We start from the raw sequence: 14,799 nt of genomic DNA, 5'->3' as shown, positions 1-14,799 counted from the left end.
GCTACCGCAATTCCGGCAACCGGTCCACGTCGATTCCGTGAAACACGAAACCATTCGCAGTATATGTCTCATAATACGTTTTGCCGTTGCGGTAAACCATCAGATCCTCCAGATGGAAGCCGCCCATCAAATGCAGTTTTTCCACCCCGCTACTGCGGCGCTCATGCACAAAACCCAGTTTGTAAATACGCGAAGTAATGTCCACATCCATCGCATAAGGAAGAAATTCGCCTTCGTAGTCACCAAAGAAGTACTTTTCTTCATACCGATGCTCATGGGTATAGTCGAGCAAACGTACGTTAATTCCGCCATGTTCCTCTAACGTTTGATACAGTTTTCTAAACAGCTCATCCTTCGGAACGACCAGCCGATTTTCATATGCAGCAGCTACATTCGCACGCCGCAATAATTCTTCTTCGAAGGTCTGATTAAACGGCTGTGAACTGAGAATCAAGGTACGACAGGTCTGCGTAAGTCGATCCACCAATGCGGACAGACCCCCGTCCAGCAATCCGGATACAGGCCCCATATGCCGGGTATCAAAGAATATAGATTTTCCCCGCTTGCTTTCCAGCTCACGCATGACATCCTCTGTCACACGCTCGTAATACTCGAACAGGTTTTGACCTGTGTAACTGTCGGCCTGCCGAATACTGTCCGTTGCAGCTTGATGCAGTTCACGCTCCAGGCTGGCAAGCTGTACTGTAATATGCTTCGCTTGTGCATGCCATTTCTCTAGTGCCAGTTCATAGCGGCGAAGTAACTCCAAATCCGCTTGAATCCGCAGCATGTGCAGCTTGTGCCCGTAAACTGTCTCGGTCAGGTAACGGATCAAGCTGCGCACATTATGCTTATCCATGAGTGGTAGTCGTTGAAAAGGCTGGTCCTCCACCCGCCCGTTATACAGGGTATCCAGTTCAGCGGCACTAATCTGCAAGTCATTGGACGTATCACGAATCAGCCCCCGAACAGCCGTAAGCACATTCCCTGTTTTATTTTCATCCGTCCAGTCTGTCAGCTCGAAAAATCCGATTTCAGGATATTCCTTGGCAGCTGCATTCACAGCCAACTGCAGACCTGATTCCGCCTGAAAATCTCCCAACCGTTTGTGCACAATCCGTTCACAATTATCACGGAAAAAGGCTTCGCAGCCCTGACCAAACAAGGCCTCCTCCGCCTCACGTAATGTCATTCGCTTCAACGAGCCGTAGCTGGCTCCGCTGGTCATCAGTGCACTCATGTCCGTGATCGCTTCATTACCAGGAACTAGATCATTTCGCGTGCGACCGCGCTCAGCAGCATCTAAACCAAAATAATTCAGCTTATCGCGTATGTCCCACTCCTGCTCTGTTCTCATACGCTCTAACAGCTTCACATAAAAGTGATACAGCACCGTAAGTGCGATTGACTGGTTAGGGCGGTTGACTCGGGAAAATCCAGCCGACACATAACCCTGCCGCCCGGATTCCGTCATGATGTTGTTTTTAAACGATGTATTGTTGTATCCCCCATCCTGTGACCGATAGGAATCTCCTGCCTGATAACGGTTTTTAAGAAGCTGAATGTGGCAAATGATGTCACAGCTTTCTCGCAGACTATTCGGCACCGTTACGCCGCGTTCGTTCTTGTCGGACAGCACATAGACGAGATCGAACAACGGCGATGGAGCATGGGATACCGGAATGGTCAATTTGTCCTCGGTCATATGAAGCGGTGCCGTAAACGTATACTCCGGACTCTGGATATAGTCCAGCTCTCGCATGAAAGCAACGGACGTTGCACTACTGTAGCCAAATTGGGCAGTCTGATCGCTTTCATTCACCAACACATACAGATCCATTTGTACCGATTTAAAAGACTGTGCAAAAATATACTCCGCCAACAGTGTAACTTCAGGGATTAATACGTTCATGGGGTCATCCGCTGTCGTCAAAATCGACAAATGGACACGCTCGAACGAAGAATACAACCGACCGTAATCTGCCAGATGTCCACTAGCCCGGCGCAACGCGGTGTTAAGCTCAATTAGCTGCGATTCATGTGTATAAAAAGCTTGGTGTAAGTCACGGCGTATCGTTTGGTGGCCACTTTCCTCCGGTACCGCTATCGTATGAATAATAGCATCCACCGAACGATCTACAGCCGCATGTTCCTCCTGCGAGCGGATCTGAATATACGTTACTCCCGTGCTGTTATCCCACTTGGTCCGGTTGATATCTGCAATGGTGTTCATCACCGGATTCATGCGATCCCCGATAAAAAGAAACACGGACGGGAAATGGATGCTGCTGCGTCCATCCCCGCTTCCGATTAATTGGTCCTCTGCGGCTGCATAGTCAGCCGCATAACGTAACAGCTGCTCTCTCATACTTTACTTCAACTTTCTGCGGATGTCGTTTAATTTTCCAGCCATTTGAGCATAGAATGCATAAAGTTCCGCTCCGTTAGCCAGCTCCACCTTTTCATATTCCAATTGATTACGGGCCTCTGTATAAGTCGCAGCCAGTTCATCCAGCTTTGCCAGCAATGGTGTAATATCCTCAGATGAAGTCAATACAGCATCACGGCGATCCGCCTTGCGCATTAGAGCTGCAAATTTCTTTTCTTCCAAACCACGGAAGTTTGTAAGCACTTCAAACTCCACATAATTGCGACTCTTCATGACGTTGGCAAACGGCTCCCAAGCCTCTTCCTCTTCGTCACGATCATAGACATACAAAGCGCCTTTTTTCGTAATCGTGTCCGTATAGAGTGCCTGAATGAACTGATCCAGCCATTTTTCTTCATCTTGATATTTGCCCAGCAAAGCTTCCAGTTCAGCGGCTTTCGCTTCAATTTGTGTATACTTCGCCAGTTCTTCACGAACCACCTGTGTTAACTCCGGTGAACGGATCAGGTTTTCCTTCGCCATCTCTTCATTGATGCTGCCAAAGATGTCCTTGCTTCCGGCCTGCTCCAGCCCTTCAGCCAGCAGACGTTTCAACTCAGACCATGCTCTTTTCACCTCACCCAAATTCGGCTTGGATTCATGCAAGCGCATATCGTAGCCTGCCAGCATCGCATTCAGATCTAGCGCATGTGAACGGATTACAGTGAAGCGACTGCTCGTATTCTGATCGACATCCTTTTCCCGAATCACGCCAAATGACTTGGCACGGTCAAAATCATTACGAATGCGTGCATTGTATGCTTGCACACGCGAATTGACGTAAGTTTCGCCCCATGACTTTTCAGGAATCGGCGACGGCAGATTAGTCCAGTTGTTCTGGCCTGTTTGAACCAGATGGCGGCCAATACCTTCGCGGTCAAGAATCGTTTTTTCATAGCTTTCTTCATACACTTTGAGCGGCGTATATACAAACAGAGGAACACCATTACGCGTATTGAGCCAGAAAATCCGGTTACGAACTTCACTTTCTTTAATAGTAAAGTGTGATTTTCCAATTGCATTATTTTGATAATTGCGAACGCCTTTTAGGATATTAGGCGACTGTACAGGTACCGAAACGAATCCCCAAGACGGGAAGTACAAGTTGCCAGAGCTATTGCTCAGATGGAACACAGGTACAGCTTCCTCATCCAGTTTGCTCGCAATGTAGCGCTCCACAAATTTTTCAATGGCTTCATCTTGCCCGTATTTCATGACGAGGAAATCCTCCATGGAACGGGTAATGAGATCACCGAACTTATCAGTCAAGAAATTGGAGATTGAGCTGATGATGTCCATATCCTGATCCTTCACCCATTGATCTGAATTTTCGAGCAATTCTTGGGCAAAATCACGAATCAAATCGTCACCGTTGCGGTTATCCAGCAGCTTGGTCACAACTTCAGAAATATCCGGTACACTTACCAGATTCCAATAGTACGTTTTGTTACCTTTGTGATCGGACTGTTCCTCGCCGTTAATCAGCAGATCACCATTCTTCTCGAATATTGCGCTCAATGCGTTCAAAATTTCAGTAAATACATTATAAATGCGGCTATTTTCCTTATTCAACAGGTCATACAGGTCTTCATAAAATTCAATGAGCTGCTCTGTACGTTCCACATCAGCACGCAGCCAATATTCATTAATTTTCGCTTCAATGTACGCATTTTTCTTTTTATCCTTGGATACAAACGCGCTCTTGGCATCGCCCAACTTTTCGTTCGCCTGCTCACGCGCCCATTCAATGTCCGTCGGAATACGGTGCAGTGATTCACGCAACGTCTCCACATATGAAAGCAGCATTTTCAGCAAGCTAAATCCTTTTTCAGTATAAATCATGCGGGATACATAAAACGGTCCTTGCTCAGGATGCAGAAACATCCGGCGAATTTGATCCGTAAACTGTCCTGTAATTTCACCAGGAAGCTGCTTCTTCGCTTTGATATACTCTTCGCGGGCACGCGTCAGGAACGTTTGCTCCAGCTCGGTGTCCATATTGACAACTTGCATTTTAACGACATTGCTATAACTTAACCGTTCACTGTTTTCAAAGCCCGGAAGCGGCTCAGGTACACGGGATTCAAAGTTTTTGATCATGCTATCCAGATCCACGCCCAGCTTGCGGGCAAACTTCTCTACATCCTCTTGATTTGGCGATTGCTCGAACATTTTGGACATTTTGCCAAACATTCGATAAGCCAGATATGTCGTCATTTCCTCCATTGGCAGCACCGCCGAGGAAGCCCCGATAATATTGTAATCGTAGTTTGCTGGATACGCCTTATTCATTTGTGCGATGTTGGTACGGATATTGCTGATATAGTCATGAATGGCAAATTCTTCGCCGGATTGTTTTTCCTCACTCGCCATAAAGTTGGTGATGTTTTCGGCGGTGACATTCATGCAGTAATCATAAGCATTTTCCAATAGCTTGCCTTCCGTATTCGTGGCCGAAATGAGATGGCACAGATTAAACGGCGGAAGCGGCGAGTTCACGGTCAAAATATTTCCGTACTGCTGCTTAAAGCGTTCACCACGGCTGTCTACATTCATCCAGTAGTCCAGCTCTTTCAGTGCAGCATAGCCGTTCTTTTTAATATATTCACGTGTATGCTCACTCAGGCTTTTGTTCGCCAAATTGATATCCGGTGTAAACAGATACCCTAATGTATTTACACGGTCTACACCTGCAGAGCCATAATCGCGCTCAATAATTCCTCGGACGATATATGAGATATCGAGGAAAGTACCGCTTCCTGTACCGCCGGACAAACCGGACAGCAGGAACACCATAAGCTTCTTATTGGTGCCCTCAGACAAGGTTTTGATTTTTTTGTCAATGCTTTGAACGACCTGATTAATTTTGGTGAACAGCAGTAATCGTCCTGCCTGACGTACCCCTGCCGCCCCGTTCATACCATCGGTAATGCTCAGCTCTGGAGACAGCCAATCGGTAATGTACGGCTCTAGAATGCTACGGTTTTGCAGCAATCCGCCGATTTCCGCATTGGACAGCAATACAAACTCATTGATGGGGTCCAAACCAATCCCCTTGTATTTTTTGTTGCGGTCTTGTTCATTCGTTTCAAAAGCGAGAAATTCCACATTGTCCGGTTTATCGCTCTTTTTCTTGGAGATCGGATCTGCTGGAAGCTTGAATCTGCGGTTAATTTGATATTTCAAGCGGAGAAGGGCATCAATTCCCGTACCTCCGAGTCCGATAATTAAAATAGGATTATCAATAGTATCCACTCTGATCTTATCGCTTACGATCCCCCCGCCGAGTGATACGTCTAATTGTTGGATATGCTCTCTAACTACTGGTTTCATAGATATGACCTCCTAAGGGTTCGTTTAGCTGTTTACTGAAATAAATTCCAGCAAAATGGTTTTGTCCACACTGGCTAACGGGATGGTCAGACGATCACCGTTTTTGAGTTCAAGACCGTTGCCTGTGTCTACAGCCCGCCCGGATTTTTCAATCGTAATCTCGGAGGTACTGCGCACAATGATACGATCCTGATTGGCTGGTGTGAACACAACCTTGTCGGTTCCAGCAAATTCCGGTGCCAGTTGCAGCAACTGGTGCAGATTAAATTTGCCCCGGAAGGTGTTCAGCTTCTTGTACTGCGGATACGTTTTTTCGCCAGTGTTCTCATCCCGGATTTCCAGTACGATTTGACCGACAAAGCCACGGTTGGCCTTTTTCATAGCCTTCCAGATGAAATATGCGGCAACCAGCAGAACGAGCAGTCCCAGCCCTAAAAGAATGAGTGGCATTAGCTTGGACTTTTCAGCAGGTGTTGTTGGCTGAGTCGTGCCCGTATTTGTACCGCTCGTCGCCCCTGCTTTAGCACTAATGGTTACAGGCTGTGTTTCACGGTAGAAGCTCTTCTCCTCTGCTCTAACGGTTAGTTCGTAGTCATGCTCATCTGGAATCGTATAGGAACCGGTAAAAGAATCCCCTGCGTTGGTTAACGGCACCTCATTCGTTGTACCGGAATCCAGATCCTTGACCTTCAGAACAGCATTCATATTCGCATACAATTCCTGATCCTGAAGATGCTGGCTATTGCTCGTCAGGTAGGAACGAATTTGAACTGCATCGCCTTTTTTGTATGATTTGGCGGGCGGTGCGTCCATTTTCAGCTCCAGATCATAGTTAAATACCAGATTAATATCAATCTGATCCTGCTGGACTCCCTTGACTTGGAGCTTCCAGTCACCAGCCGCAGGCTTGAGCAGTTTAATCAGTGAGTAGCTTTTGGACTTGGACAGCAGCACATCGCTCGAAGGAATCGGCTTGGTGTTGCCCGACGGGTCTAACAGTCTCGCATCCACCGGTTTCGAGGACATGATCGAAATGTTAGCCTCCAGCACACTATCGTTCGGTACGGTTACCGTTACGTCCTGATAGTCGCCGTTTGCCGTAATGGACTGCAAAGGCACCACTTTCAACTTCAAATTGCTGGCGAAAATTTCACTCAAAATGTTCGGCAGGTCATCCGCTGAGCTTGTAATAAAGGACTTGCCGCCCGTTTGCTGCGCTATGTCGGCGAGCTTGTTTTTATTCAGCTTCCCATCTGCATTCAAGCCGATGGTGTAGATCGGAACGCCGCTATTTTTAGCCTCGGCTACAGCCTGTGCCATATCCTGATCGGATTGGCTTTCGGTTCTACCTGTCGTCTTATTAAAATCGTTGTTACCGTCGGCCAGCATGACGATCATAGGCGCATGTCCAGCTGTTTTACCATCTTGCAAAATGCGGATTGCTTCCTTGACACCCACGGAGGTGTCAGTATACGCCCCCCGGTTCAGTCCGTCAATAAACGTCTTCAGTTCCTGCTTATCCGCTTCGGATGTAATATTAAGCAAGGCTTTCTCACGCTGTACGACATCCGTATACGCTACAATCCCGACCTTGTCATTTTGCGTCGACAGCATATCAATAAACATTTTCATGGCTTCATTGCCAATTTTCCCAGGATCACTGGTGTTCATTGAATTACTTACATCGACGACCAGCACCGCATCCACCTTAGAAGCAGAGGGTGAAGCTGCATTCGCCATCTTTGGCTGCCATGCCAAAATCGAGGTCATGATCATTGTACATATGATTCCGATGACCAAAAACCATTTTCTGTCTCTACTAAACATCGCTTGTACCCCTTTGCCGGTTAATTCTCATTTTAAATTACAGTTGTACTCCCCTACTATTAAATTATAATGAGTTTTACATGAGCGCCAGCTGAAAATACTGCCCGAATGGTCTGAATCCAACCCAAAAGCCTGTTATACCGCGAGATTTTACCAATATCCTGCAGTAATGATATAATTATACCCCAACAAGGGCAATCGGGCACCAGCCTTCTCCTTTATACGACAAAAATAACAATAGCGAAACCCGCCCATGTAAAATATTGAAGTAAAAATCCAAGTAGAAAGAGGAAATACACTATGATCTCATACGGATGTCTGGCGATTATGTTTCTTTTTGTCGCCATCAAATCACTAATTTACTATATACATAAAAAACGCGCCCCGTCGATTACACAAATCGACACCGAGCTTCTAGCGCTGCTGAACCGGAGAAGTGAGCACAATGAATAGTTCCAAACAAGCTGTACAATTTCGCCCATTTACCCGCACAGAGTACGCCTTCCAAAAGCTAAGAGTCTGCAAGCGTTGTGGACAATTTACCGCCCTTTGGGAAGAAGAGTGCACATCATGTGGTCGGGATACACTAGTCCCTGTAGAGCAATATGCCAGACTCAGAGCCAAACGTTATTTTCGTAAAGACCTTGTCGTTAGTGTCATATTGCTGGCCGCTACTGTCTTTTTCGGCCACTCGCCGCAACAAATGCTTCTGTGCGGTATCGTCGGTGCGCTTCTTCTGCTGCCCTTGGTGCTTCTACAGCAGGGTATTTATCCTTATGAACGGCGTAGGCAGCTTATACGTCTGTTCAGAGGCCGTATAGGGCAGATCCAGGAAGGACTAAACGTTAATCATAAAAACGCAGTTGCCCTGCGGCAGCTTAGTGAGCGTGTCTCCTATGAAATGCTGCGTGAGATGGCTGTACTCCTTCACAATGATCGGATAAGGCTCCAGCAGGTCGCTCTGCTGCAATCTTTTGTTCTCCGCAAAGACATGGAATTAACGCTCGATCCTCTCCTGATCAAGAGCTTTGAGCCGCTTATGGTCAGATATATCGGAGAGATTGCCAGACTCAATCGTGAGCTGATCAAGGACCGGACATTCCGATACGTAGTCTTTTATGAGCGCCGTATTCTGGAATTGGCAGGGGGCGAAGATATTCTCGTCCGCGTAGCCAGTGCAGCTGTCCGTAAAAAGCGCTACGTAGTCACCCATGCCGCTTTCATTTCCAGATATGTGCGCAAACTGCCAAAGGAACGAGTCCAGCGTTTATATCATATCATTCAAGAGAATCCGTTAGAACCCTTTGGAGATTTGGCCGATGAAGTAAAGATCATGTACCTGATGGAGCAATATAAAAGCTAAGCTGCCATAATGCCCTTCTTTATATGACGTCATCCCGATCACAAATCACTGCAATGAACCAGCAAAAAACCGTCAGGATCGCCAATGTGCCTCCAGACGGTTTTTTAAATTATGGATTATTATAACATTGTTACTTTTTTATTGGCTATTGGCCTTGCAGTTTTTGCTGCGTATGTCTAATAGAAGTAAAGTTAAAAGCACGCACTCCCTGGCTATCATACACAATAATCTCTTTATTCAAATACGGGTGTAGACCATTAAAGTATCCGGGCATAATCAGTCTGCGCATAAATAGGTTTTTACCCAGCATACGGGGAGAATTGGTCGCTACGACAAGCATTTGCTGGGTTGCAGACCATGGGCTAGGTTGAATATATGACAGGCAATACTCGCCAGCCATAAAATCGCCGCCCAATGTATACCCTTCCTCCGTACATGTAATTTGCAGATCGGCTTGGTGCTTGTGAAGCAGCTCATGTCTGGACAAGCCCGAAGTGACACAAATCACGTTGCTATCAGCCAGTGCTTCCTCCGTAATATCAGTGGAAGACACCACCGGATAATGAACACCGATATACGGATTCCAAGTCGCTGTTCGTGGACTAGCCAAGGCGTTCGCCGTCCGTCTCACCGCCTGCTCTTCCTCCGGTGTAGCGTAGCTGGACGGAAGGACAATGTGAAGACGATCCATATAAACGTCAAGCACACCCATACCATGGCTCAAAACGTTTCTTCCCACGCTTTTCGAATCCACCATTTTCTTTTTGGCATCCGATTCTTTTGTAAAGCATCCACTGCTTTCTTCCTCCCGTTCGGCAATCAAACGGTATTCAGGGGAGGGACGTTTATGTGACTGTGTCTTAACAAAGCGAAAGCGACTGTATTCCCGCAAATCCAACACGAAAATACGGGCTCCGATACGAACTTGGGCCAATTCCAAGGGCATGACCTCTTGAGAAAGATGAATGATAAATTCTTCGGCGTGAACTGCCTCGATATCTAACTCACCTGTGGCACTCATTTCACCGTACAACTCGGCATATTCCTCATTTACATCCATTCGCGTCAGTTCCAGCCAGTAAGCCCGGTTATGTCTGCCCCGTTCCGTCCGGTAGGCGATACGCTGAGGTACGACATCTCTTTTCCATTGCATAAGCCAGCCTAGTACACCGTCCAGAAGTCTCAGCTCATGCGTGTCCCAGTGATTAGAATGACGTTCTACGACACCTTTAAAATGATCAGATGGAAGCGCTGTTACAGGGGCTGTAAATGCTTGTGCAAATAAGTAATCCTGATCTCCACATACATTTAATATTGGCATATTCAACAGATTTATCAGATGCTTGGGATGTGGCGCTCCAGAGATAACCGCAATAGCCGCAAAACGAGAAGGATAAGCCTGTGCCATCGCCCAAGCAGCGTATGCTCCGTTCGAATAACCCGTCAGATAGACCCGATCTTCGTCCACTCGATACGCTTGCAGTATGACATCCAGCCCCTCCAAAAAAGCAGCTTCTCCAATATAACTACCCAACGTTACACCACGGCACGAAAAAGTAACGAATATAGCTTCCTCTTCCCAGCCTCGCCCAAAACCTCGATTCTGAAAATCCGGCAAACCCAGCTCATATCGCTTGCCTGGCATCAGAACGATCAGAGGATACTGTCGGTCAGCCGAATAGCTTCTGGGAAGCTGAATGGTATAGCGTTGCAAACTATTGTCCAAACGGGAGACAAAAAATCCTTCCCCAATTCCGTCATTACACAAAAAGATGTGTTCTTCTTGAAGTAAGGATGGGGAATGTGACTGCTCGGTATGTCCATTTGTGAAGATCTGTTTTAATAGCTTGATATATTCACGCACAATCCGGTAATCCCAGATTTCAAAAGGATCTTCTGGAGAATCCGTTAACCTTTTTAATTCTTCAAGCAGGCCCTCTATTTGTATTTTCTGCGCAGAATGAAGAATATCTATAGCGCGGGCTTGAATGTACCGGTCATACTCTTCCTGCAAGCCCTCCACGACGACTGACAAAGGCCGCACAAGTACCGAATACACAAAATGATGCTCCACAGCCTCATGATCCCGATATGTAACAGTGAAGTGCAGCATTCCCGTATTCCTGGCCTTTTCCTCATCCCAGTCATAGCTTTGCTCCTGCTCCCAATATGCTGGAAAGCGATCCAGCTTCATGCCCTCATCATCCGTTACCTCGACCCATAACGTTTGATCTAAGGGAAGATCTATCCGATCCTTACGCAGTAAATAAAATAAGATCGGGCTGTCTTCGCCCTCCCTGCCAGCACTTTCTTCAACCTCTAGCCATGCCATATGAAAACGTATATTACGCTCTACAAATTCTCGATGCAGTTCTGTCACATCTGATTCGTCGCATACCTGATTTCCACTGATACGAATAGAGCGGGCCTCCTCGGGAATAAACGCAGCAATGATAACTACCGTGTGATCGCCTTCCTCCAGATACAAGCGAAAAGGACCGGATTCCGCATATACAAGTGTGCCATCTATCCATATTTGTCCCGTTCCTTCAAAGGGTCTGAAAATCACTTCCTGTGCAGCCATACAACGAAGATTTGAAACCAGCAAAAGCCTTTCTTGTTCGGCCAAAGGCGGAAAAACACCTAGATTCAGTTCCGCAGTCCGAGGGTCCAGCTCGGTCAATAATCGGCACGCTGCCTTTCCTCCGGCTGAAAGCTCTACTCCTTCTTCACCACAAGCCTTTTCCAAATTCCAATCCTCATGGGCAAAATAACTTGACCATTCCCTACCCACACCGCAATTTTCCGGAAGCTCGACTGGACCGACTGCATAAGCAGACGCCAGACGTACCGGATGATCCGACAGCACAGTAGTTGCTTTTTCCAGATGTGTGAACCTCATAACATTCCCCCTCCAGGTTTTTGTTTCCTCAGAGACGTAGTCGCGGTTATATTCCGTTTAACATTCAATTGAACTATATAAAACTATTCGTTATTACCTCTACGTACTCCTCTGTGCTTTTCAAAAAAGAAGCTATTCTCACAACAAAAAAAGAGGCAGCTTCTGCCACCTCTCTTGAACATTACACTTATTTTCTTACAATGCTGCCTGCAAGTCTTCAATCAAATCTTCCAGATCTTCAATCCCAACCGAAATCCTCACCAAACCTTCGGTAATGCCTAACTCTGCACGACGTTCTACCGGAATAGAGGCGTGCGTCATACGTGCAGGAACGCTAATCAAACTTTCAACCGCTCCCAAGCTTTCAGCCAGTGTAAAATATTTCACCTTTTTCAGAAGTGCAACCGCGTTAGCGTCGCTACCTACATCAAAGGAAATGATGCCGCCAAAGCCTTGAGCCTGGATTTTGGACAGTTCGTGCTGCGCATGGCTTTCCAGTCCAGGATAATACACTTTTCTAACCTTCGGATGTTTTTCCAAAAAGGCTGCAATTTCCTTCGCATTTTGCTCAATCGCTTCCATACGCAGACCCAATGTTTTAATACCGCGGATCAATAACCAAGAATCCTGCGGGCCGAGAATAGCACCAATGGCGTTTTGCAGAAAATGGAGTTGTTCTCCCAGCTCGTCGCTGTTCACAACAGCCAGACCAGCTACAACATCGCTGTGGCCGCCCAAATATTTGGTAGCAGAGTGAATGACAATATCAGCCCCGAGTGTAATTGGCGTCTGCCAATAAGGGGTAGCAAATGTGTTGTCGACGATCAGTAAAAGATCATGTTTTTTTACAAGCTCCGAAACAGCGCGGATATCAGTAACTTTCAAAAGCGGGTTCGTTGGCGTTTCGACATACAATGCCTTCGTATTCGGACGAATTGCTTTGGAGATAGCTTCCAGGTCAGTCGTATCCACAAATGTGGACTCAATTCCGATACGGCTGAGCACTTTGCTTACAATGCGATAGGTGCCTCCGTATACATCATCGGTCAGCAAAATATGATCCCCTGCATTAAACAGTGAAAATACCGCATGAATTGCAGCCATACCCGAACCGAAAGCAAAACCACGCTTTCCTTCCTCCAGATCCTTGATCAGCTCCTCCAAAGCAAACCGGGTCGGATTGCCTGTACGCGAATACTCGTATCCCTTATGGACGCCAATTTCCTCTTGCTCATAAGTGCTTACCTGATAAATAGGAACGTTAACCGCGCCTGTATGGGGATCGGTAGGAAGCCCGCCGTGAATCAGTTTTGTTTTGCGTTTCATTTTATATCCCGCCTTCATATATTTTTTTACTCAGATAACGTTCGCTGCTATCCGGGAAAATGGTAACAATATGTGCACCATCCGGTGCATTTTCTGCTTCCAGTAAAGCGGCATGTAAAGCAGACCCTGAAGAACTGCCAACGAGAAGACCCTCACGTGCAGCCAGTTCCTTGACACGGCCAAAAGCATCGACATCACTAATGGTGTGGATGGCATTAAAATATCCTTTATCCACAAATTCAGGAATTAATTCCATGCCAATTCCTTCCGTTTTATGTGGACCTGACTCGCCGCCATTCAAAATGGATCCTTCCGGCTCCACGATGACTGTTTTAAGGGCTGCATTTTGTTCCTTAAGATAACGCGAGGTTCCCATAAACGTTCCCCCCGAGCCTGCACCTGCCACAAATACGTCCACTTTGCCGTCCAGATCGTTCCATATTTCAGGTCCCATTGTCGTATAGTATGCCTCGGGATTATCCGGATTACTGAATTGCCGCGGCAAGTATGCATCTTTTATTTCAGCAGCCAATTCTTTTGTTTTTTCGATAGCTCCTTTCATCCCCTTACTCGTCGGGGTATGAACGATGCGTGCTCCCAATGCCTTCATCAGGTCCTGTTTCTCTTGGCTGAACTTCTCAGGCACAGCAAAAATAACCGAGATATTATAATGAAGTGCTGCCATCGCAAGACCAATACCTGCGTTGCCTGCTGTTGCTTCAATTAATGTCCCACCTGGCTTCAGCTGACCTGTTTTTAATGCTTTTTCAATAAGAGCCTTACCCACCCGATCCTTTACGCTGCCGCCGGGATTCATAAACTCCAGCTTCGCAAACAGGCGAATTCCTCTCGGTAGAGAATAGCTGTTCAGCTCCACTAATGGCGTACGTCCGATGAGTTCAAGGGTATTTTGATATACATTCATAATTTCAAGCTCCTTTTAATGGCGAATCCAAAATAAACCAATGGTCAAAAATTAACGCCTACTGTCGGAGAAGTTCGCTATCATCTCCAAGAAAACATAGTAATGCGGTAAGTATTGATGCAATAAGATTTTATGTGTATTTGAAGCTTTTGTCAAATGGACCAGTCACAATACCCACACCCCCTGCCTGCTTGCTCGATAGGATAGAGAAGATGTCACAAAATATTCCCCGTGCAACATAAGGAGGAGTTCATATATGGGAAAGCAATTTCTAAAGATAGCTGCCGTATATTTTGCCCTCAGTGTGCTGCTTAGTGCCATTATTGGCGTGTCGGGTGATTACAGTCTGTCCAACATTCAGTCTCATATCTATTTATTGGGTTGGACAACGCTTGGAATCATAGGTCTGATCTATGTGGCCTTTCCCGCACTTTCAGTTACTATTCTGGCACATACCCATTTTTGGATGCATAATATCGGTCTGCCCGTGTTGATATTGGCGCTTACAGGTCAAAATTACAAGGTTCCAGAGACTGAAGTTTGGATCGTCACAGGGTGGGTGTTACTCGCAGGGGGGACTATGCTGTTTATGGTGAATGTGTGGGACAGACTGCGCTAGAGCAGATAAGTTCTCTTCATTTGACCATAAAAAAAAGGAGCCTGATCATGTCAGGACTCCTTGATATCTTCATCAT

9 protein-coding genes are annotated in these 14,799 nt (G+C 46.5%); 3 read left to right on the top strand and 6 right to left on the bottom strand.

What is annotated here, in order from left to right; genetic code table 11:
• Window position 1 precedes the first annotated feature (1 nt).
• From MHH57_RS10845 to MHH57_RS10835, 3 genes are read right to left on the bottom strand one after another with little or no spacing between them, the layout of a single operon-like run.
• Window positions 2–2,368 carry a transcription initiation factor TFIID gene (locus tag MHH57_RS10845; RefSeq protein WP_209948090.1) on the bottom strand — a complete coding sequence of 789 codons (2,367 nt, stop codon included), beginning with the start codon at window positions 2,366–2,368 and terminating at the stop codon, window positions 2–4.
• Between the two features lie 3 nt (window positions 2,369–2,371).
• The gene (locus MHH57_RS10840; protein ID WP_342435079.1) at window positions 2,372–5,761 is read right to left on the bottom strand and encodes a tubulin-like doman-containing protein; all 3,390 of its coding nucleotides are present in this window, start codon (window positions 5,759–5,761) and stop codon (window positions 2,372–2,374) included.
• Between the two features lie 24 nt (window positions 5,762–5,785).
• Window positions 5,786–7,588, bottom strand: coding sequence for a vWA domain-containing protein (locus MHH57_RS10835; RefSeq protein WP_209948087.1), 1,803 nt, complete (start codon window positions 7,586–7,588; stop codon window positions 5,786–5,788).
• 300 nt (window positions 7,589–7,888) lie between these two features.
• Here MHH57_RS10835 and MHH57_RS10830 point away from each other — a divergent pair, with 300 nt between their 5' ends.
• A complete protein-coding gene (locus tag MHH57_RS10830) occupies window positions 7,889–8,041 on the top strand; it encodes a hypothetical protein (protein ID WP_165147246.1) in 153 nt (50 codons plus the stop codon).
• On the top strand, window positions 8,034–8,951 hold the full coding sequence (locus MHH57_RS10825) for a hypothetical protein (RefSeq protein WP_029519144.1): 918 nt from the start codon (window positions 8,034–8,036) through the stop codon (window positions 8,949–8,951). Before MHH57_RS10830 ends, MHH57_RS10825 begins: the two co-directional genes overlap by 8 nt.
• Before the next feature lie 145 nt (window positions 8,952–9,096).
• On the opposite strand, the gene MHH57_RS10820 is transcribed toward MHH57_RS10825, so the two are convergent.
• The 3 genes from MHH57_RS10820 to MHH57_RS10810 all read right to left on the bottom strand — a co-directional run bounded on the left by MHH57_RS10820 (window position 9,097) and on the right by MHH57_RS10810 (window position 14,104).
• Window positions 9,097–11,853 (bottom strand): PHB depolymerase family esterase, encoded by a 2,757-nt coding sequence (locus tag MHH57_RS10820; protein WP_342435078.1) that lies wholly within the window; start codon window positions 11,851–11,853, stop codon window positions 9,097–9,099.
• 195 nt (window positions 11,854–12,048) lie between these two features.
• Window positions 12,049–13,179: a bifunctional cystathionine gamma-lyase/homocysteine desulfhydrase gene (locus tag MHH57_RS10815; protein WP_029519142.1), complete on the bottom strand. Its 1,131-nt coding sequence runs from the start codon at window positions 13,177–13,179 to the stop codon at window positions 12,049–12,051.
• Window position 13,180: 1 nt separating this feature from the next.
• On the bottom strand, window positions 13,181–14,104 hold the full coding sequence (locus tag MHH57_RS10810) for a cysteine synthase family protein (RefSeq protein WP_029519141.1): 924 nt from the start codon (window positions 14,102–14,104) through the stop codon (window positions 13,181–13,183).
• Between the two features lie 256 nt (window positions 14,105–14,360).
• On the opposite strand from MHH57_RS10810, the gene MHH57_RS10805 reads away from it, so the two are divergent.
• Entirely contained in the window at window positions 14,361–14,723 is a 363-nt protein-coding gene (locus MHH57_RS10805; RefSeq protein WP_342435077.1) for a hypothetical protein, read from the top strand.
• The last annotated feature ends 76 nt before the right edge of the window (window positions 14,724–14,799 follow it).

Origin of the sequence: Paenibacillus sp. FSL H7-0442, assembly GCF_038593105.1 — a bacterium.
GTDB lineage: Bacteria > Bacillota > Bacilli > Paenibacillales > Paenibacillaceae > Paenibacillus > Paenibacillus polymyxa_D.
The sequence above is the reverse complement of the archived record's forward strand: the minus strand, read 5'-3'. Positions and strand labels throughout refer to the sequence as shown.

Bases quoted from the DNA above. Each gene is read 5' to 3' on its own strand.
- MHH57_RS10845 (WP_209948090.1), bottom strand. From the start codon at position 2,368: ATGAGAGAGCAGCTGTTACGTTATGCGGCTGACTATGCAGCCGCAGAG.
- MHH57_RS10840 (WP_342435079.1), bottom strand. From the start codon at position 5,761: ATGAAACCAGTAGTTAGAGAGCATATCCAACAATTAGACGTATCACTC.
- MHH57_RS10835 (WP_209948087.1), bottom strand. From the start codon at position 7,588: ATGTTTAGTAGAGACAGAAAATGGTTTTTGGTCATCGGAATCATATGT.
- MHH57_RS10830 (WP_165147246.1), top strand. From the start codon at position 7,889: ATGATCTCATACGGATGTCTGGCGATTATGTTTCTTTTTGTCGCCATC.
- MHH57_RS10825 (WP_029519144.1), top strand. From the start codon at position 8,034: ATGAATAGTTCCAAACAAGCTGTACAATTTCGCCCATTTACCCGCACA.
- MHH57_RS10820 (WP_342435078.1), bottom strand. From the start codon at position 11,853: ATGAGGTTCACACATCTGGAAAAAGCAACTACTGTGCTGTCGGATCAT.
- MHH57_RS10815 (WP_029519142.1), bottom strand. From the start codon at position 13,179: ATGAAACGCAAAACAAAACTGATTCACGGCGGGCTTCCTACCGATCCC.
- MHH57_RS10810 (WP_029519141.1), bottom strand. From the start codon at position 14,104: ATGAATGTATATCAAAATACCCTTGAACTCATCGGACGTACGCCATTA.
- MHH57_RS10805 (WP_342435077.1), top strand. From the start codon at position 14,361: ATGGGAAAGCAATTTCTAAAGATAGCTGCCGTATATTTTGCCCTCAGT.